Here is a 17794-nt window from a genome sequence, read left to right as displayed (position 1 = left end):
GCGGACCGGGTGGACCCGGCCGGAAGGCGGTGCTAGGGCCCCGGTTAGGCTCCGGCGCATGGACGTACTCATCAATGTCTTCGTCGCCCTGCACATCATCGGTATCGCCGCCCTGCTGGGCGGGTTCCTCACCCAGATGAAGGCGATGGGGGCCGGTACGGCCCGCTTCAGCCCGGCGATGCTGCACGGCGCCCTGACCATGCTCGTCACCGGCGTCGCGCTGGTCGGCCTCAACCAGGCGGACGACCAGAGCGTCAACAACCTCAAGATCGGCATCAAGCTCGGGATCCTCGTGGTGATCCTCGCCCTCGTCTACGTCAAGCGCGACGAGGAGCGGGTCGAGAAGGGCCTCTTCGCCGCGGTCGGCGGTCTGACCATGGCGAACATCTTCATCGCGACCCTCTGGACGTGACCGTCGGGGCGTGACCCGGGGCGTGAGCCCGGGCCCTCCGGGCGGCGGTCGGGCGGCGGCCGGGCGGGTGGGTGTGACCGGTACCGCAGGCCTGTGAGGAAGGCGGATCCCGAAGGCGGGCCCGGATGTCGGTGGGGCGTCCTAGACTCGTGAGGCGATGAGCAGCCTCTTTGACGACAGCTTCCTGGCCGGCCTCCAGAACCACTCCTCGGAGGAGCCCCCGCCCCACCCCGAGGACCACGAGCACGGCTCCCCGGCCGGGGAGGACGTCCCGCACGACCTCTTCGGGGAGCACTTCGACGTGCCCCCGCCCGCCCGGGACACCCACTACCGCGACGGCGCCCCCCGCCCCGTCGTGGACACCGCGGCGCTCCTGGACGGGCTGAACGAGCAGCAGCGCGCGGCCGTCGTCCACACGGACACCCCGCTGCTCATCGTCGCCGGAGCCGGCTCCGGCAAGACCCGGGTGCTCACCCACCGCATCGCCCACCTGCTCGGCAGCCGGCACGTGCACCCCGGCCAGATACTGGCGATCACCTTCACGAACAAGGCCGCGGGCGAGATGAAGGAGCGCGTCGAGCAGCTCGTCGGACCGCGTGCCAACGCGATGTGGGTGATGACCTTCCACAGCGCCTGCGTCCGCATCCTGCGCCGCGAGTCGAAGAGGCTTGGCTTCACGTCCTCCTTCTCGATCTACGACGCCGCCGACTCCAAGCGCCTGATGTCCCTGGTCTGCCGCGACCTGGACCTCGACCCGAAGAAGTTCCCGCCGAAGTCGTTCAGCGCCAAGATCTCGAACCTCAAGAACGAGCTGATCGACGAGGAGACCTTCGCCGACCAGGCCGTCGACGGCTTCGAGAAGACGCTCGCCGAGGCCTACCGGATGTACCAGGCACGGCTGCGCGAGGCCAACGCCCTGGACTTCGACGACATCATCATGACGACGGTCCACCTGCTCCAGGCGTTCCCCGACGTCGCCGAGCACTACCGCCGCCGCTTCCGGCACGTCCTCGTCGACGAGTACCAGGACACCAACCACGCCCAGTACACCCTCGTGCGGGAGCTCGTCGGCACCGGCTACGAGGACCTCGGCCCCGCCGAGCTGTGCGTCGTGGGCGACGCCGACCAGTCGATCTACGCCTTCCGCGGCGCCACCATCCGCAACATCCTCCAGTTCGAGGAGGACTACCCGGACGCGACGACGATCCTCCTGGAGCAGAACTACCGCTCCACCCAGACGATCCTCTCCGCCGCGAACGCCGTCATCGAGCGCAACGAGTCCCGCCGCCCCAAGAACCTCTGGACGAACGCCGGCGCGGGCTCGCAGATCACGGGCTACGTGGCCGACACCGAGCACGACGAGGCCCAGTTCGTCGCCGACGAGATCGACCGGCTCACCGACGCGGGCGAGGCCAAGGCGGGAGACGTCGCCGTCTTCTACCGGACCAACGCCCAGTCCCGCGTCTTCGAAGAGATCTTCATCCGCGTCGGACTGCCCTACAAGGTCGTCGGCGGCGTGCGCTTCTACGAGCGCAAGGAGGTCCGTGACGTCCTCGCCTACCTGCGCGTCCTCGCCAACCCCGAGGACAACGTCCCGCTGCGCCGCATCCTCAACGTCCCCAAGCGGGGCATCGGCGAGCGCGCCGAGGCGATGATCGACGCCCTCTCGCTGCGCGAGAAGATCACCTTCCCGCAGGCCCTCAAGCGGGTCGACGAGGCGTACGGCATGGCGGCCCGCTCGGCGAACGCCGTCAAGCGGTTCAACGCGCTGATGGACGAGCTGCGCACCGTCGTCGAGTCCGGCGCCGGACCCGCCGTCGTCCTGGAGGCCGTCCTGGAGCGCACGGGCTATCTCGCCGAGCTCCAGGCATCGACCGATCCGCAGGACGAGACCCGGATCGAGAACCTCCAGGAACTCGCCGCCGTGGCCCTGGAGTTCGAGCAGGAGCGCGGCGAGGAGCCGGCGACCCTCGCCGAGTTCCTGGAGAAGGTCGCGCTCGTCGCCGACTCCGACCAGATCCCGGACGAGGACGAGGAGGGCCGGGGCGTCATCACCCTGATGACGCTGCACACCGCCAAGGGCCTCGAGTTCCCCGTCGTGTTCCTGACGGGCATGGAGGACGGCGTCTTCCCGCACATGCGCGCCCTCGGCCAGGCGAAGGAACTGGAGGAGGAGCGGCGTCTCGCGTACGTGGGCATCACGCGCGCGCGGGAGCGGCTCTACCTGACGCGCTCGTCGATGCGCAGCGCCTGGGGCCAGCCCTCGTACAACCCGGCCTCGCGCTTCCTGGAGGAGATCCCGCCCGCGTACCTGGACTGGAAGCGGACCGGTCCGATGGCGAAGCCCGCCGGGCCGACCTCGGGGATCACCTCCTCGCTCTCCTCCTCCCGCGCGCGCTCCGGCCCCTCGGGCTTCGCGACCCGGCGTGCGGGGGAGAAGCCGGTGATCTCCCTCCAGGTCGGCGACCGGGTGACGCACGACCAGTTCGGCCTCGGCACGGTCATGACGGTGACGGGCGCGGGCGGGGACGCCCAGGCGACGATCGACTTCGGCGACGAGAAGCCGAAGCGGCTGCTGCTGCGGTACGCGCCGGTCGAGAAGCTGTAGCCGCGGAGGCGGCGGACGCGAGCGGGCCCCGGCCGAAGAAGCCGGGGCCCGCTCGCGTGCGCGGAGTGTGCGGTCAGCTGGTCGGGTCGAGACCGTGGCTGCGCAGCCAGGCCAGCGGGTCGATCGCGTAGCCGCCGCCCGGCCGGACCTCGAAGTGGAGGTGCGGGCCGGTGGAGTTGCCGGTGTCGCCGGAGTACGCGATGACGTCGCCGGCCTTCACCTGGCCGTAGCGGATCTTGGCGCTGCTGAGGTGGCAGTACCAGGTCTCGGTGCCGTCGGGCGCGGTCACGATCACCATGTTGCCGTAGGCGCTGTTGATCTGGGTGCGGACGGTGCCGTCCGTCGCGGCCATCACGGGCGTGCCGGTCTGCACGGGGAAGTCGATGCCGGTGTGCACGGACATCCAGTTGACGCCGGACTGGCCGAAGCGCGCGCTGAGCCGGTGGAGTTCCACCGGCAGCATGTACTTGGGACGCAGCGCCTCCTTGCGGGCCGCCTCCTCCTCGCGCTTCTTCTTGTCGGCCGCCTGGCGTGCCTTGAGGTCGATGCGCTCCTGGGTGCGGCTGGCGCGGTCGCCGAAGTCGCGGGCGTCGGCGCTGAGCGCGGCGAGCTGCGTGTCGAGCGCGTTGTTGGCGGCGACCTGCTTCACGGACGCCGGGTCGGCGGCGGCGAGCGCGGTCGTGTCCTCCTTCTTCGCGCCGTCGGTGCCGGCTCCGGTGAGCCCGCCGACGGAGGCGGCGGCGATGCCGGCGACTCCCATGACGCAGGCGGAGGGAACGGCGACGGTCAGCAGCGCGGAGCGCTTCGCGGGGGTACGGCGCCGGCCTCGGCTGCCGTTGGAGGAGCGGCGCACGGGGCGGCCGGCGTGGGGGGAGTCCGTGCGGACCTCGACGGCGGGCTGGTCGTCGGGGCCGGAGGGGTCGGCGTCGTACGCGTCGTGGGCCTCGCGGTCCTCGTGACGGTCGTCGTCCTCGTCCCCGGGGGCGTCGTGTCCGGCCCGGTCGTGGGCGGGCTCGACGTCGTCCAGGTCGGCGTGGGCCTCGGCAGTGCCGGCCTCGCTCTCGGGGACGTACTCGAACGCGAACTCCGCGGTGTGCTCGGGACCCGGCGTGTACTGCTGCGGGACGACCGGCTCGGCCTCCTGGGACACCTGGTTCCACGCGGTCGCGTCGTACGCGCCGGTGTCGGTCGCGAAGGCGGGGGCGGCCCACTGGCCGGTCGCGTCGTAGGACTCGTAGCCGTACGTCCCCTGGGCGGCGTAGGCGCCGGCGTGGAGGGTCTCGTGCGGGCCGGTGTGCTGGGCCTCGGTCCAGGCGGAGGCGTCCCACTGGCCGGTCGTGTCGTACGCGGGGGTGGTGCCGTGCTGCGCGGCCGTCGTGTCGTACTGCCCGGTCGTCGTCTCGTACGGACCGGCCGTGGTCCCGTACGTGCCGGTGGTGTCGTAGGCGCCCGTGGCGTTCCACTGCCCGGTGGTGTCCCACTGACCGGTCGTGTCGTACGTGCCGGTGGCCTCGTACGACCCGGTCGCGGTGGCGTACTGCCCCGTCATGTCGTACTGACCGGTCGCGGCGAACTGCGAGGCGTCGTACTGACCGGTCGTCGTTCCGTACTGCTCCGCCGTCCCGTACGTGCCGGTGACGTCGTATCCGCCGAGGTTCCACTGTCCGCTCTGGTCCGATCCGCCGTCGCCGTAGGCGCCGAAGAGAGGATCGGTGGCGAAACTGCCGGTGGTCTGGGCGCCGTCTCCGGCGTACCCGGCGTGGGGGTGCTGGTCGTTCACCAACGTCTCTCTCGCCTCGGCAGCAGGACCAGTCCGGGGCGGGCCCGACGAGGGTGTCCCGGGGGTAAGCAGTGGCGCGACTGTACCCGGCGGTATGCGCAGCCGACAATCTTCGGCGGTGGCCGGGGCCGTAGGAAACGGGCAATCGGCCGTGTTTCGCCAGCTCACGGAGAGAGCTTTGGCCTTGTGTTCGAGAGACGTTCGAAGAACGGTTTCGGAGTGTCACGCCACGGACGTGGCGCCCGGCTCCTCCGCACGCGCTCCGGGGGCCTCCCGGCCGTCCGCGTCGAGGGCGTCCCGGACCCCGGCGGCGACCGTGGGGTGCACCGGCAGCGCGAGATGACCGATCCCGCTCACCCGCACGTTGTGCACGAGCAGGTCCGGATGGTCGAGCCGCGCCGTCTCCACCGGCACCATGATCTGGTCCAGGTCGCTCCAGAAACTCACGAACCGGGTCCGGCAGCCGGGCGACGGCCCGGCGAGCTCCCGCAGCACCTCCGAACCCGGCCGCATCTGCCGGACCAGCGGATGCGCGTCGGCGAGCGGGGCCACGCTGGTGCCGGAGTGCGGGGTACCCAGCGTGACCAGGGTGCGCACCCGGCTGTCACCGCCCAGCCGCTGCACGTAGTAGCGGGCGATGAGCCCGCCCAGACTGTGCCCGACGATGTCGACCTCGGCATGTCCCGTACGGGCGCGGATCTCGTCCACCCGGCGGCCCAGCAGCTCCGCGGCGGCCCGCAGGTCGCAGGTGAGCGGTGAGTAGTTGAGCGACTCGACACAGTCACGGCCGTTCCGGGTGAGGGAACGGCGCAGGACCACGAAGACCGAGCGGTTGTCGACGAGACCGTGCAGCAGCACGACCGGGCGCCGGCCCGGGGTGACCGACGGGGCGGGGGCGGGCGCGAGGCGCTCCGCCACGATCCCGGACGGGTAGAGGACGAGATGGCCGGTGAGGATCGCGAGCTCCAGGGCAGTGGCCTTCATCAGGGCGGTGACCTTGGTGAGCTCCATCGGCGACCTCCCGGACGGCATGCGGGGCCGGACGGTACGCCGGTACGCCGCGCCCCCGTGCCGCACGGACGGCGGCACGGAGGCGCGGCGACCTCGTCGCGGCTCCCTTCGCGACCGTGCCCCGCTTGCGGCTGGTGGGCCCAGGAGGAGGGCCCGAAAGCGGGGTACGACGCAGAGCGAACATGTCCCACGTGTGATTTCCCCCTCGGCCGCCGTCGCGAAACAGCCGGGTGCGGGATGCTGGTGTCAACGTTCGTTCACCTCCCCGGCAAAGGTGCGCGGGGGTCTCATGTGGAGGCAGTGATGGGTGTGACCGGTCCGATCCGCGTGGTGGTTGCCAAGCCCGGCCTCGACGGCCACGATCGCGGGGCCAAGGTGATCGCGCGGGCACTCCGCGACGCCGGTATGGAGGTCATCTACACCGGCCTCCACCAGACCCCCGAGCAGATCGTCGACACCGCGATCCAGGAGGACGCCGACGCGATCGGCCTCTCGATCCTCTCGGGCGCGCACAACACCCTGTTCGTGAAGGTCCTGGAACTCCTCAAGGACCGTGACGCCGAGGACATCAAGGTCTTCGGCGGCGGCATCATCCCCGACGGGGACATCGCGCCGCTGAAGGAGAAGGGCGTCGCGGAGATCTTCACGCCGGGCGCGACGACCGCGTCCATCGTCGACTGGGTGAACGCGAACGTCCGCGTGGCCGCGTAGTCCGTTCGGCGGTATGGGCGCTGCGGCATGCGTTCGGCGGCAGGGGCGCTGAGGCGTGCGCTGCCGTTTCGAAGGGCCCTTCCGCAGGGGAGGGCCCTTCGGCGTGCCGGTTCCGTGACGTCTACCGGGCCGGTTCCGTGAGTTCGGCTCTCATCGCCTCGCGCAGCCGCAGCGTGGAGACCAGGCGCTGGAACGCCTCCGCCCAGTAGCCGCCCGCGCCGGGGGAGATGTCCTCCGCCTCCTCGGGCCGTGCCGTCAGGGACTCCAGCTGCCGGGCCGCCTCCGGGGCGAGGCAGCGCTCCGCGAGTCCCATCACCCCGCTGAAGCTCCACGGGTAACTGCCCGCCTCCCGCGCGATGTCGAGTGCGTCGATCACCGCCTCGCCGAGCGGCTCCGCCCACGGCACCTCGCAGACGCCGAGCAGCTGGAACGCCTCCGACAGGCCATGGGCCGCGATGAACGCCCCCACCCAGCGGGCCCGTTCCTCCCGAGCGAGCGTCGAGAGGAGCTGGGCCCGCTCGGCCAGCGACGACGTGCCCGGGCCCGTCGCGGGCGGGGTCGCCGGGGAGCCGAGCAGCGCCCGCGACCAGGCCGCGTCCCGCTGCCGTACGGCCGCCCGGCACCAGGCCGCGTGCAGCTCGGCCTGCCAGTCGTCGGCGACCGGCAGCGCCACGATCTCCTCGGGGGCGCGCCCCCCGAACCTCGGCGGCCAGCAGGACAGCGGCGCTGCCTCGACGAGCTGGCCCAGCCACCAGGACCGCTCGCCCCGGCCGGCGGGCGGTGTCGCGGCGAGGCCGTCCCGCTGCATGGCCGCGTCGCACTCGTGCGGGGCCTCCACGGTGATCGTGGGCGACTCCGCCGTCCGGTCGAGGCCGACGCAGGTGACCGCGCGGCCCGCCATCCGGCCCGCGAGCGCCGAGGCCGGCAGGGCGGAGAGCAGTTCGGCCGCGGTCGCGCGGACGTTGCGGCTGCGGTCGCCGAGGGCCTCCTCCAGGAACTCCTCGTCCGCGCCGGACAGTCCGGTCCGCAGCGAGTCGAGGAACATCAGCCGGTCCTCGGCCCGTTCGGCCGGCCAGGTGGACGCGAGGAGGGCGAGCCCGGCCGCCGGGTCCTGCGTCCGTACGGTGCCGAGCAGGGCGACCCGCTCGGCGAACAGCCCCTCGTCCCACAGGGCCCGTACCCCCTCCCGGTCCGCGGGGTCCGGGAGGGAGCTGCCCGCGCCCGCGCCGCGCAGGGCGAACCGCCACTCGGGGTTGAGCCGGGCCAGCCACAGGCCGCGCGGCCCGGCCAGCAGCAGGGCCTGGGGTCGCAGATCGGTGCGGGCCCGGGCCGCGTCGAGGAGGGCGGGCAGGGTGGCGGACGGGGCCTTGAACCCGCGCTCGTTGGCGAGGGCGAGCCACTGCGGGAGCAGTTCGGCCAGGTCGGGCGAGGCCCCCCGCCGTCCCGCGGGCGAGGGCGCGGCCCGGCCGGCGAGCAGCTGGTCGAGCCGCCGCCGCGCGGCCCCGGGCAGCGGCCGGCGGTGGTCCTCGGGCGAGGGCTCCGGCGGGGACGCGGCGGGCCCGGGCCGCAGTCCCGCCCTCCGCCGTACGGTGTGCAGCGCGGCGGCGTCGAGCAGGGCGCCCGGCAGGTCTCCGGCCGGCAGGCCGGCGAGGCGGGCGGGCGGGCGGCGGTCCGTGCCGAGCAGGGCCGAGGTGACGAGCTCCTCCCAGCCGTCGTCGTCCGTGAGAAGAGCGCCGGGGGTGGGGGTCGTCGTGTCCTGCTCCATCAGGGGCCTCTCCTGCTCCATCGGGGTCCTCCGGCCGGACGGTGTTCCGTGGGCGGGGGTCATATGAGAGGGACCGTTTCTCCCGGGGCCTCGCGGGACCAGGCGGCGAGCGGGGTGAACCCCCGGTGCCCGCACTCCCCGAACACCGTCACCGGGGCTCCGCCGGACAGGGCGACCAGGCGCCAGAGCCCGGGGCGGGACTGGGCGGCGGGGGTCAGCGGCAGCGCCTCGCGGCCGTCCCCGTCGGCGAGCTGCCAGCCGTACTCGGCGCGCGCGGGGACGACCCCGCCGAGCGTCACGGGCCAGGAGTCCAGCCACGGGTCCTCGCGCAGCGCGCGGCCGTACGCGTCGAGGGCCGCGCCGACCGGTCCGCCCGGCGGCGGGACGACCGGGACGTCGACCGGGACGAACTGCTCGCCCGGCTCCGCACGGAGCTGACCGGCGCCCGCGTGCGGCGTCAGCTCGCCGTCGAGCACCGCGCCCACGGGGAGCGCCAGCCGGGGAGCCCGCCCCGCCGCGCCGAAGGACAGCAGGAGCGCCGTGCGTCCGCTCGCCGCGCCGTGCAGCCAGATGCGCCGGGTGGTCAGCCGGGCGTCGGCCGCGTCGTGCTGCGCGAGCACGAGCCAGTGGTCGCGCACCGGGACGCCGTCGACCGGGGAGGGGAGCCCGACCCGGGTCCGCACGGTCGTCGCGAACGGTGCGGGCAGCCGGTCGGCGGCGAGCCAGGCGCGGTCGAGGAGATGGGCCAGCGCGCACTCCTCCAGGAGCCGCACCGGCCAGCCGGGCCCCGAGCCCGGTATCGCCCCCAACTCCCTGACACGGCCCGCGAGTCCCGGCGCCTGCGCGTCGACCATCCGGGCCGCCGTCTCCTCCCACAGCCCGTACCCCCGCTGCTCGGCCGCCGCCAGGCCGCCGCGCAGCAGGTCGGCGAGCCGCTGCTCCAACTCCTCGGCGCCCGAGGTGATCCGGGCCGCCCGGCGCTCCGCCCTGCGGCGCGCCGCCTCCGGATCCGCCGGGCCCCCGGCGCCGCCGTCCCCGGCCGGCCGGGCCGTGCTCCCGGTCCGCGCGCGGCGCGCCGCGAGCCACTGCGCGGCCCAGTCGGGCGCGGCGGTCTCCTCGCTCTCCGTCCCCTCCGAGGCCTGGAGCAGCAGCAGGCCGAGCGCGTGCTTGCAGGGGAACTTGCGGCTGGGGCACTCGCACAGGTAGGCGGGCCCCGTCGTGTCGACCACCGTCCGGTAGGGCACGCGGCCGCTGCCCTTGCACAGCCCCCAGACCGCGCCGTCGCCGCTGCCCCTGCCCGACCACGGCCCGGCCGTGCCGAGCTTGCTTCCCGCTCTGCGCGAGGCGTCGTCAGGAGCCAGTGCCAGCACCTGATCAGCCGTCCAGCGCACCCCCATGGCATTCATGTCCTCGACGGTAGAGGCCGCCACTGACAACGCCAGGGGGCCCGGGAGTCCGGGCTCGGGGGAGGGCGGGAGGAAGTCGCTTTACTCTTCCTTTACCATTCTTCGAGCGGGATCAACCGACCCGCGCGAACCGCCCAGGGGGAACCTGTATGAAGCGCACCGCCCGCACCGCCGTCTCGGCCCTCGCCGTCGCCGGCCTCGCCCTCGGCCTCGGCGCCTGCTCCGAGGCCGCGGAGAAGGCCGTCGACCAGGTCGACAAGTCGGTCACCGAGACCTACGAGGTCACGTACGAGGTCACCGGCAAGGGCATCGAGTCCATCGACTACCACGCGGGCGACGGCACCGCGATGGCGCCGAAGGTCGAGTCGGAGAAGAAGCCGACCACCCCGTGGACGAAGACCGTGAAGCTGAAGGGCATCATGCCGCCGGCCGTCATGCCGGTCTCGCTCACCCCCGCCGACCTCACCTGCAAGGTCATCTACCAGGGCAAGGTCATCAAGGAGGCCAAGGCCGAGCAGGCCATGGCCGGCGGCTGCGTCGCCGTCTCCCCGGTCGTGGGCTGACCCTCCCGGACGACCTCCGGGCCGACTGCCCGACCGGCCGCCCCCGGCTGACTGCCTCTCACCTCTCCAACAGCCCCTGACCAGCGGTGACATCCGATTGTCAGTGGCATGGTGCACGGTGGATCCCACAGCAGATCGAACGATCTGGAGGGGGATCCATGCCCGTGCCCGAAACCATCGCGCAGCCCCGTTCCGGTGTCGAGACGGACACCGGACCGGGGCGGCCGCAGCCCGCGACCGAGGTCCTGCGGCCGCACGCCGAGCACGCCTTCGCCGACGAACTCGCCGCGCTCGCCGCCGCCGACGACCGGCCCCGACCCGCCCGCTGGCGCCTCTCGCCGTGGGCCGTCGCCACCTATCTCCTCGGCGGCACCCTCCCCGACGGGACGGTGATCACCCCCAAGTACGTGGGCCCGCGCCGCATCGTCGAGGTCGCCGTCACCACCCTCGCCACCGACCGGGCGCTGCTCCTGCTCGGCGTGCCCGGCACCGCCAAGACCTGGGTCTCCGAGCACCTCGCCGCCGCCGTCAGCGGCGACTCGACCCTCCTCGTCCAGGGCACCGCCGGCACCCCCGAGGAAGCCATCCGGTACGGCTGGGACTACGCCCGGCTGCTCGCCCACGGCCCCAGCAGGGACGCCCTCGTGCCGAGCCCCGTGATGCGGGCGATGGCGCAGGGCATGACCGCGCGCGTGGAGGAACTCACCCGCATCCCCGCCGACGTGCAGGACACGCTCATCACGATCCTGTCCGAGAAGACCCTCCCCCTCCCCGAGCTGGGACAGGAGGTGCAGGCCGTCCCCGGCTTCAACCTGATCGCCACGGCCAACGACCGGGACCGGGGCGTCAACGAACTCTCCAGCGCCCTGCGCCGCCGCTTCAACACGGTGGTCCTGCCGCTGCCCGCGACCCCCGAGGCCGAGGTCGACATCGTGGCCCGCCGGGTCGAGCAGCTCGGGCGCTCCCTCGCCCTGCCGCCGGTCCCGGACGGCGTCGACGAGATCCGCCGGGTCGTCACCGTCTTCCGCGAACTGCGGGACGGCGTCACCACCGACGGCCGGACGCGGGTCAAGTCCCCCTCGGGGACGCTCTCCACGGCCGAGGCGATCTCCGTCGTCACCGGCGGCCTCGCGCTCGCCGCCCACTTCGGCGACGGGGTCCTGCGCCCGGCGGACATCGCGGCGGGCATCCTCGGCGCGGTCGTCCGCGACCCGGCGGCCGACCGGGTCGTCTGGCAGGAGTACCTGGAGACGGTGGTCAGGGAGAGAGACGGCTGGAAGGACTTCTACCGCGCCTGCCGCGAGGTGAGCGGATGACGTCGCCGTCCACGGCCGGGGCCTCCTCCTCTCCTTCCGGGCCGATCGTGCTCGGCGTGCGGCACCACGGGCCCGGGTCCGCCCGGGGGGTGCGGGCCGCACTGGAGGCGGCGCAGCCCGCCGCCGTGCTCGTCGAAGGCCCGGCCGAGGCCGACGCGCTCGTGGAGCTCGCCGCGGACCCCGCCATGCGGCCGCCGGTCGCCCTGCTCGCCCACGCCGTGGACGACCCCGGGCGGGCCGCGTTCTGGCCGATGGCCGCGTTCTCGCCCGAGTGGGTCGCGATCCGCTGGGCCCTCGACCGGGGAGCCGCCGTCCGGTTCATCGACCTGCCCGCCGCGCACGGCCTGGCCGCCACAGACCCCACCTGGGACGACGGGGAGGAAGAGGTCTCCGGCGGCGGCCTGCGGACCGACCCGGTCGCCGAACTCGCCCGCGTCGCCGGGTACGAGGACGCCGAGCGCTGGTGGGAGGACGTCGTCGAACTGCGCGCCGGCGACGACCCCACCGCCCCCTTCGACGCCCTCGCCGAGGCGATGGGCGCGCTCCGCGAGGCGTACGGCCACGGAGGGCATCCCCGCGACCTCGTCCGCGAGGCCCACATGCGGATCCGGCTGCGCGCCGCCCGCAAGGAGTTCGGCGACGACGTCGCCGTCGTCTGCGGCGCCTGGCACGTCCCCGCCCTCACCCGGAAGACCACCGTCGCCGCCGACCGGGCCCTCCTCAAGGGGCTGCCGAAGGTGAAGACGGAGATGACCTGGGTCCCCTGGACCCACCGCAGGCTCGCCCGCCGCTCGGGGTACGGGGCCGGGATCGAGTCGCCCGGCTGGTACGCGCATCTCTTCGCCGCCCCCGACCGGCCCGTCGAGCGGTGGATGACCAAGGTCGCCGGGCTCCTCAGGGACGAGGACCACCTCGTCTCCTCCGCCCATGTCATCGAGGCCGTCCGGCTCGCCGAGACCCTCGCCGCGCTGCGCGGCCGACCGCTCCCCGGCCTCGACGAGACGACCGACGCCGTCCGCGCCGTGCTCTGCGAGGGCTCCGACGTGCCGCTCGACCTCGTCCGGGACCGCCTCGTCGTCGGCGACGTCCTCGGCGAGGTCCCGGCCGGCGCCCCCGCCGTCCCCCTCCAGCGCGACCTGGCCCGTCGCCAGCGCACCCTCCGCCTCAAGCCGGAGGCCACCGACCGCGACCTCGATCTCGACCTCCGCAAGGACTTGGACGGGGAGCGCAGCCGGCTGCTGCACCGGCTGAGGCTCCTCGGCGTCGGCTGGGGCGAACCGGCCGCCGGCCGCTCCGGCACCGGCACCTTCCGGGAGCTCTGGCGGCTGCGCTGGGAGCCCGAGCTGCACGTCCAGGTCGCCGAGGCCGGCGTCTGGGGCACCACCGTCGAGGCCGCCGCCACCGCCCGCGCCGGCTCCCGGGCCCTGGGGGCGAAGTCCCTCGCCGACATCACGGCCCTCGCCGAGCAGTGCCTGCTCGCCGGGCTCACCGACGCGCTCCCCGTCGTCATGCGGGCGCTCGCCGACCGGGCGGCGCTCGACGCCGACGTCGCCCATCTCGCCCAGGCCCTCCCCGCCCTCGCCCGCTCCCTGCGCTACGGCGACGTCCGGGGCACCGGGACGGCGGCCCTCGCCGAGGTCGCCGCGGGCCTCGCCGAACGGATCTGCGTCGGCCTGCCGCCCGCCTGCGCGGGACTCGACACCGAGGCGGCCGAGGCCATGCGCGAGCGGATCGACGAGGTGCACCAGGCCGTCGGACTGCTCCCCGGAGCCGACGGGCTCACCGACCTCTGGGCCGGTGCCCTGCGCCGGCTCGCCGACCGCGACCGGATCCCGGGCCTCCTCAGGGGCCGTGCGGCCCGGCTCCTCCTCGACGAGGGCCGGGTCGCCGAGGACGAGGCGGCCCTCCTGATGAGCCGCGCCCTCTCTCCCGGCACCCCGCCGCCCGACGCCGCCGCCTGGATCGACGGCTTCGTCGGCGGGGCCTCGGGCGGCGGACTCCTCCTGGTCCACGACGAGCGGCTCCTCGGACTGGTCGACGACTGGCTGACGGGCGTCCCGGCGGAGGCGTTCACCGACGTCCTACCGCTGCTGCGGCGGACCTTCTCCGGATACGAGCCGGGCGTCCGCCGCACCCTCGGCGAACTGGTCGCCCGCGGCCCGAAGGCCGGCGGGGCCGGGCACACCAGCCCCGGCGTGCCCGGCTTCGCGCCCACCCCCGACCGGGACCGGGCGGACGCCGTCCTGCCGCTCCTCCACCTCGTCCTCGGCACGGAGGCCCTCGTATGAGCACCGGCACCACTGGCACCACCGGCACCGGCACCACCGGCACCGGCACCACCGGCACCCCCGCCACCACAGCCACCACCCCCGACACAGCCCCCGGCCCGACCGCCGACCCGAGCACCGTCGTGCACGCGGGGCCCGCGGGCGACGAGCGGCTGCGCCGCTGGCGTCTCGTCCTCGGCGGCGGGGAGTCCGACGGCACCGGCCGGGCGCTCACCGGCACCGACGCCGCCATGGACGGCGCCCTCACCGCGCTCTACGGCCGCGGGAACCAGGGCGGCGACCGCACCGGCCGGGACCGCTCGGCCGGACTCGGGGCCTCCGCGCCCTCGGTCGCCCGCTGGCTCGGCGACATCCGCACCTACTTCCCCAGCTCCGTCGTCCAGGTCATGCAGCGCGACGCGATCGACCGCCTCGGCCTCGCCACCCTGCTCCTGGAGCCGGAGATGCTGGAGGCCGTCGAGGCGGACGTCCATCTGGTCGGCACCCTGCTCTCCCTCCACCAGGCCATGCCGGAGACGACCAGGGAGACCGCGCGGGCCGTCGTCCGCAAGGTCGTCGACGACCTGGAGAGGCGCCTCGCCACCCGCACCCGTGCGACCCTCACCGGCGCCCTCGACCGCTCCGCCCGGATCAGCCGCCCCCGCCACCGGGACATCGACTGGGACCGGACGATCCGCGCCAACCTCAAGAACTACCTGCCCGAGCACCGCACGGTCGTCCCCGAGCGGCTGATCGGCCACGGGCGTGCCTCCCGGGCGATACGGAAGGAGGTCGTGCTCTGCGTCGACCAGTCCGGCTCCATGGCCGCCTCCGTCGTCCACGCCTCCGTCTTCGGCGCCGTGCTCGCCTCCATGCGGTCGATCGCCACCCGGCTCGTCGTCTTCGACACCGCCGTCGTGGACCTGACCGACCGGATCGACGACCCCGTCGACGTCCTCTTCGGCACCCAGCTCGGCGGCGGCACCGACATCAACCGCGCCCTCGCCCACTGCCAGTCGAAGATCACCCGCCCCGCCGACACCGTCGTCGCCCTCATCAGCGATCTGTACGAGGGCGGCATCCGCGACGAGATGCTGAAGCGGGTCGCGGCGATGAAGGCCTCCGGCGTCCAGTTCATCGCCCTGCTCGCCCTCTCCGACGAGGGCGCCCCGGCCTACGACCGCGACCACGCGGCGGCGCTCGCCGCGCTCGGCGCCCCGGCCTTCGCCTGCACCCCCGACCTGTTCCCGGAGATCATGGCCGCCGCCCTGGAGAAGCGCCCGCTGCCGATCCCCGCGACCTGACCTGACCGGCCGCCGCACCTGACCTGACCGGCCCGACCGGCCCGCCAAGCCGCCCCGCCCCGCCGCCGTCTCTCCCGCCCGCGGGTACGGAATCCGTCGTCGCGGGACCACCCGCACGGGTGTCCCGGGCCTCACTGAGTCCCATATCACACCCCTCCCGGAACGGCCCTCACCCGCTTTCCCGGCGCGTCGTGAGGGGGCGGGAGGCCAAGCCCCGCCTGCCGCGCGGGCCGCGCGCCGCCGCCGCGCACCCCCTACCCGCGACCCCGTGCCCCCTACAGCCTGTGACCCGTATCACCGCTCTGTTGTGATCTGCGATTTAGGGACCCGCGTCCCTCGGCGATAACCTGCGAGACGGACATGCCGCGTCCACGGTCACCGTGTGCGCCTCCCTTGTGACAGTGCAGTCACGTTGCCCTTCGCGGCACGCCCACGCAGACAACGAACCGCGATCATCAGAAAAGGGACGGACGCGCGTGGACCTGTTCGAGTACCAGGCGAGGGACCTCTTCGCCAAGCACGGTGTACCGGTGCTGGCCGGTGAAGTCATCGACACGCCTGAGGCGGCGCGCGAGGCCACCGAGCGTCTTGGCGGCAAGTCGGTCGTCAAGGCGCAGGTGAAGGTCGGTGGCCGCGGCAAGGCCGGCGGCGTGAAGCTGGCGGCGAACCCGGACGAGGCCGTCGCCCGCGCGACGGACATCCTCGGGATGGACATCAAGGGCCACACGGTCCACAAGGTGATGATCGCCGAGCTGTCCCCGGAGATCGAGGCGGAGTACTACGTCTCGTACCTCCTCGACCGCACCAACCGCACCTTCCTCGCGATGGCGTCGGTGCAGGGCGGCATGGACATCGAGGAGGTCGCGGAGAAGACCCCCGAGGCCCTCGCGAAGGTCCCGGTCAACGCCGTCGACGGCGTCGACATCGAGAAGGCCCGCGAGATCGTGGCGCTGGCTAAGTTCCCGGCCGACGTGGCCGAGGGCGTCGCCGAGGCCCTGGTCACCCTGTGGAAGACCTTCGTCGCCGAGGACGCGCTCCTCGTCGAGGTCAACCCGCTGGTGAAGACCAAGGACGGCCGCATCCTGGCGCTGGACGGAAAGGTGTCTCTCGACGAGAACGCCGACTTCCGCCAGCCCGACCACGAGGCGCTCGAGGACAAGGCCGCAGCCAACCCGCTCGAGGCTGCCGCCAAGGCCAAGAACCTCAACTACGTCAAGCTCGAGGGCGAGGTCGGCATCATCGGTAACGGTGCCGGTCTGGTCATGTCGACCCTGGACGTCGTCGCGTACGCCGGTGAGAACCACGGCGGCGTGAAGCCGGCCAACTTCCTCGACATCGGTGGCGGCGCCTCCGCCGAGGTCATGGCGAACGGCCTGGAGATCATCCTGGGCGACCCGGACGTCAAGTCCGTGTTCGTCAACGTCTTCGGTGGCATCACCGCCTGTGACGAGGTCGCCAACGGCATCGTCCAGGCCCTGGAGCTCCTCGCCTCCAAGGGCGAAGAGGTCACCAAGCCGCTGGTCGTGCGCCTCGACGGCAACAACGCGGAGCTGGGTCGCAAGATCCTGTCGGACGCGAACCACCCGCTCGTGCAGCGTGTGGACACCATGGACGGCGCGGCCGACAAGGCCGCCGAGCTCGCGGCTGCGAAGTAAGGGACGAGGTCAGAACACCATGGCTATCTTCCTGACCAAGGACAGCAAGGTCATCGTCCAGGGCATGACCGGTGCCACGGGCATGAAGCACACCAAGCTCATGCTGGGTGACGGCACCAACATCGTCGGTGGCGTGAACCCGCGCAAGGCCGGCACGAGCGTCGACTTCGACGGCACCGAGGTCCCGGTCTTCGGCTCCGTCGCCGAGGCGATGAAGGAGACCGGCGCCAACGTCTCGGTCCTCTTCGTCCCGCCGGCGTTCGCGAAGGCCGCCGTGGTCGAGGCGATCGACGCCGAGATCCCGCTGGCCGTCGTCATCACCGAGGGCATCGCGGTCCACGACTCCGCTGCCTTCTGGGCGTACGCCCAGGCCAAGGGCAACAAGACCCGCATCATCGGTCCGAACTGCCCCGGTCTCATCACCCCGGGCCAGTCCAACGCCGGCATCATCCCGGGCGACATCACGAAGCCGGGCCGCATCGGCCTGGTCTCGAAGTCCGGCACGCTGACGTACCAGATGATGTACGAGCTCCGTGACATCGGCTTCTCGTCCGCCGTCGGCATCGGTGGCGACCCGGTCATCGGCACCACGCACATCGACGCCCTCGCGGCGTTCGAGGCGGACCCCGAGACCGACCTGATCGTCATGATCGGTGAGATCGGCGGCGACGCCGAGGAGCGTGCGGCCGACTTCATCAAGGCCAACGTCACCAAGCCGGTCGTCGGCTACGTCGCGGGCTTCACCGCGCCCGAGGGCAAGACCATGGGCCACGCCGGCGCCATCGTCTCCGGCTCCTCCGGCACCGCCCAGGCGAAGAAGGAGGCCCTCGAGGCCGCCGGCGTCAAGGTCGGCAAGACGCCGACCGAGACGGCCAAGCTGGCGCGCGCGATCCTCGCGGGCTGAAGCACCTGACGTAGCCGCGGTGCGCCGCGGCGGTCGTACGAGAGGGCCCCGCCCCCGCCCGGTCACCCGGGCGAGGGCGGGGCCCTCTCGTG

Annotated in this window: 13 protein-coding genes; 9 read left to right on the top strand and 4 right to left on the bottom strand. The window is 73.4% G+C overall.

Annotated features, from left to right (window positions below):
• Positions 1 to 58 precede the first annotated feature (58 nt).
• Together AMK27_RS20995 and pcrA are read left to right on the top strand one after the other, a co-directional pair.
• Positions 59 to 412, top strand: coding sequence for a hypothetical protein (locus AMK27_RS20995; protein WP_073910426.1), 354 nt, complete (start codon positions 59 to 61; stop codon positions 410 to 412).
• A 157-nt stretch (positions 413 to 569) separates the two neighbouring features.
• Positions 570 to 3020: a DNA helicase PcrA gene (gene pcrA / locus AMK27_RS20990; protein WP_073910423.1), complete on the top strand. Its 2451-nt coding sequence runs from the start codon at positions 570 to 572 to the stop codon at positions 3018 to 3020.
• Between the two features lie 73 nt (positions 3021 to 3093).
• Here the strand turns inward: pcrA and AMK27_RS20985 are convergent, their stop codons facing one another.
• Together AMK27_RS20985 and AMK27_RS20980 are read right to left on the bottom strand one after the other, a co-directional pair.
• Positions 3094 to 4800 carry a M23 family metallopeptidase gene (locus AMK27_RS20985; RefSeq protein ID WP_073910419.1) on the bottom strand — a complete coding sequence of 569 codons (1707 nt, stop codon included), beginning with the start codon at positions 4798 to 4800 and terminating at the stop codon, positions 3094 to 3096.
• Between the two features lie 222 nt (positions 4801 to 5022).
• Positions 5023 to 5811 (bottom strand): esterase/lipase family protein, encoded by a 789-nt coding sequence (locus AMK27_RS20980; protein ID WP_073910416.1) that lies wholly within the window; start codon positions 5809 to 5811, stop codon positions 5023 to 5025.
• Between the two features lie 303 nt (positions 5812 to 6114).
• On the opposite strand from AMK27_RS20980, the gene AMK27_RS20975 reads away from it, so the two are divergent.
• Positions 6115 to 6522, top strand: a complete 408-nt coding sequence (locus AMK27_RS20975; protein ID WP_073910412.1) for a cobalamin B12-binding domain-containing protein — start codon at positions 6115 to 6117, stop codon at positions 6520 to 6522.
• Between the two features lie 121 nt (positions 6523 to 6643).
• On the opposite strand, the gene AMK27_RS20970 is transcribed toward AMK27_RS20975, so the two are convergent.
• Positions 6644 to 8287 carry a DUF5691 domain-containing protein gene (locus AMK27_RS20970; protein ID WP_073911865.1) on the bottom strand — a complete coding sequence of 548 codons (1644 nt, stop codon included), beginning with the start codon at positions 8285 to 8287 and terminating at the stop codon, positions 6644 to 6646.
• A gap of 59 nt (positions 8288 to 8346) precedes the next feature.
• Positions 8347 to 9693 (bottom strand): SWIM zinc finger family protein, encoded by a 1347-nt coding sequence (locus AMK27_RS20965; RefSeq protein WP_198955913.1) that lies wholly within the window; start codon positions 9691 to 9693, stop codon positions 8347 to 8349.
• A gap of 149 nt (positions 9694 to 9842) precedes the next feature.
• Here AMK27_RS20965 and AMK27_RS20960 point away from each other — a divergent pair, with 149 nt between their 5' ends.
• The 6 genes from AMK27_RS20960 (at position 9843) to sucD (ending at position 17702) form a co-directional block, all read left to right on the top strand.
• A complete protein-coding gene (locus tag AMK27_RS20960; RefSeq protein ID WP_073910408.1) occupies positions 9843 to 10256 on the top strand; it encodes a hypothetical protein in 414 nt (137 codons plus the stop codon).
• A 158-nt stretch (positions 10257 to 10414) separates the two neighbouring features.
• Positions 10415 to 11572, top strand: a complete 1158-nt coding sequence (locus AMK27_RS20955) for an ATP-binding protein (RefSeq protein WP_073910403.1) — start codon at positions 10415 to 10417, stop codon at positions 11570 to 11572.
• Positions 11569 to 13860 (top strand): DUF5682 family protein, encoded by a 2292-nt coding sequence (locus AMK27_RS20950; protein ID WP_073910400.1) that lies wholly within the window; start codon positions 11569 to 11571, stop codon positions 13858 to 13860. The genes AMK27_RS20955 and AMK27_RS20950 overlap by 4 nt, the downstream gene beginning before the upstream one ends.
• Entirely contained in the window at positions 13857 to 15143 is a 1287-nt protein-coding gene (locus tag AMK27_RS20945) for a VWA domain-containing protein (RefSeq protein ID WP_241847568.1), read from the top strand. Before AMK27_RS20950 ends, AMK27_RS20945 begins: the two co-directional genes overlap by 4 nt.
• Before the next feature lie 476 nt (positions 15144 to 15619).
• Positions 15620 to 16798 carry an ADP-forming succinate--CoA ligase subunit beta gene (gene sucC, locus AMK27_RS20940; RefSeq protein ID WP_033210588.1) on the top strand — a complete coding sequence of 393 codons (1179 nt, stop codon included), beginning with the start codon at positions 15620 to 15622 and terminating at the stop codon, positions 16796 to 16798.
• 19 nt (positions 16799 to 16817) lie between these two features.
• Positions 16818 to 17702 (top strand): succinate--CoA ligase subunit alpha, encoded by an 885-nt coding sequence (gene sucD / locus AMK27_RS20935; protein ID WP_073910396.1) that lies wholly within the window; start codon positions 16818 to 16820, stop codon positions 17700 to 17702.
• Positions 17703 to 17794: the final 92 nt, after the last annotated feature.

Source organism: Streptomyces sp. CB02009 (assembly GCF_001905825.1).
Classification (GTDB): Bacteria; Actinomycetota; Actinomycetes; order Streptomycetales; family Streptomycetaceae; genus Streptomyces.
Note: the sequence above shows the minus strand (reverse complement) of the source record. Positions and strands in the feature narration are given on the sequence as shown.

What these genes read in the sequence shown, in the direction of transcription:
- sucD (WP_073910396.1), top strand. Translation starts at nt 16,818, where the DNA reads ATGGCTATCTTCCTGACCAAGGACAGCAAGGTCATCGTCCAGGGCATG.
- AMK27_RS20945 (WP_241847568.1), top strand. Translation starts at nt 13,857, where the DNA reads ATGAGCACCGGCACCACTGGCACCACCGGCACCGGCACCACCGGCACC.
- AMK27_RS20970 (WP_073911865.1), bottom strand. Translation starts at nt 8,287, where the DNA reads ATGGAGCAGGACACGACGACCCCCACCCCCGGCGCTCTTCTCACGGAC.
- AMK27_RS20980 (WP_073910416.1), bottom strand. Translation starts at nt 5,811, where the DNA reads ATGGAGCTCACCAAGGTCACCGCCCTGATGAAGGCCACTGCCCTGGAG.
- AMK27_RS20955 (WP_073910403.1), top strand. Translation starts at nt 10,415, where the DNA reads ATGCCCGTGCCCGAAACCATCGCGCAGCCCCGTTCCGGTGTCGAGACG.
- AMK27_RS20950 (WP_073910400.1), top strand. Translation starts at nt 11,569, where the DNA reads ATGACGTCGCCGTCCACGGCCGGGGCCTCCTCCTCTCCTTCCGGGCCG.
- AMK27_RS20960 (WP_073910408.1), top strand. Translation starts at nt 9,843, where the DNA reads ATGAAGCGCACCGCCCGCACCGCCGTCTCGGCCCTCGCCGTCGCCGGC.
- AMK27_RS20995 (WP_073910426.1), top strand. Translation starts at nt 59, where the DNA reads ATGGACGTACTCATCAATGTCTTCGTCGCCCTGCACATCATCGGTATC.
- AMK27_RS20965 (WP_198955913.1), bottom strand. Translation starts at nt 9,693, where the DNA reads ATGAATGCCATGGGGGTGCGCTGGACGGCTGATCAGGTGCTGGCACTG.
- pcrA (WP_073910423.1), top strand. Translation starts at nt 570, where the DNA reads ATGAGCAGCCTCTTTGACGACAGCTTCCTGGCCGGCCTCCAGAACCAC.
- AMK27_RS20975 (WP_073910412.1), top strand. Translation starts at nt 6,115, where the DNA reads ATGGGTGTGACCGGTCCGATCCGCGTGGTGGTTGCCAAGCCCGGCCTC.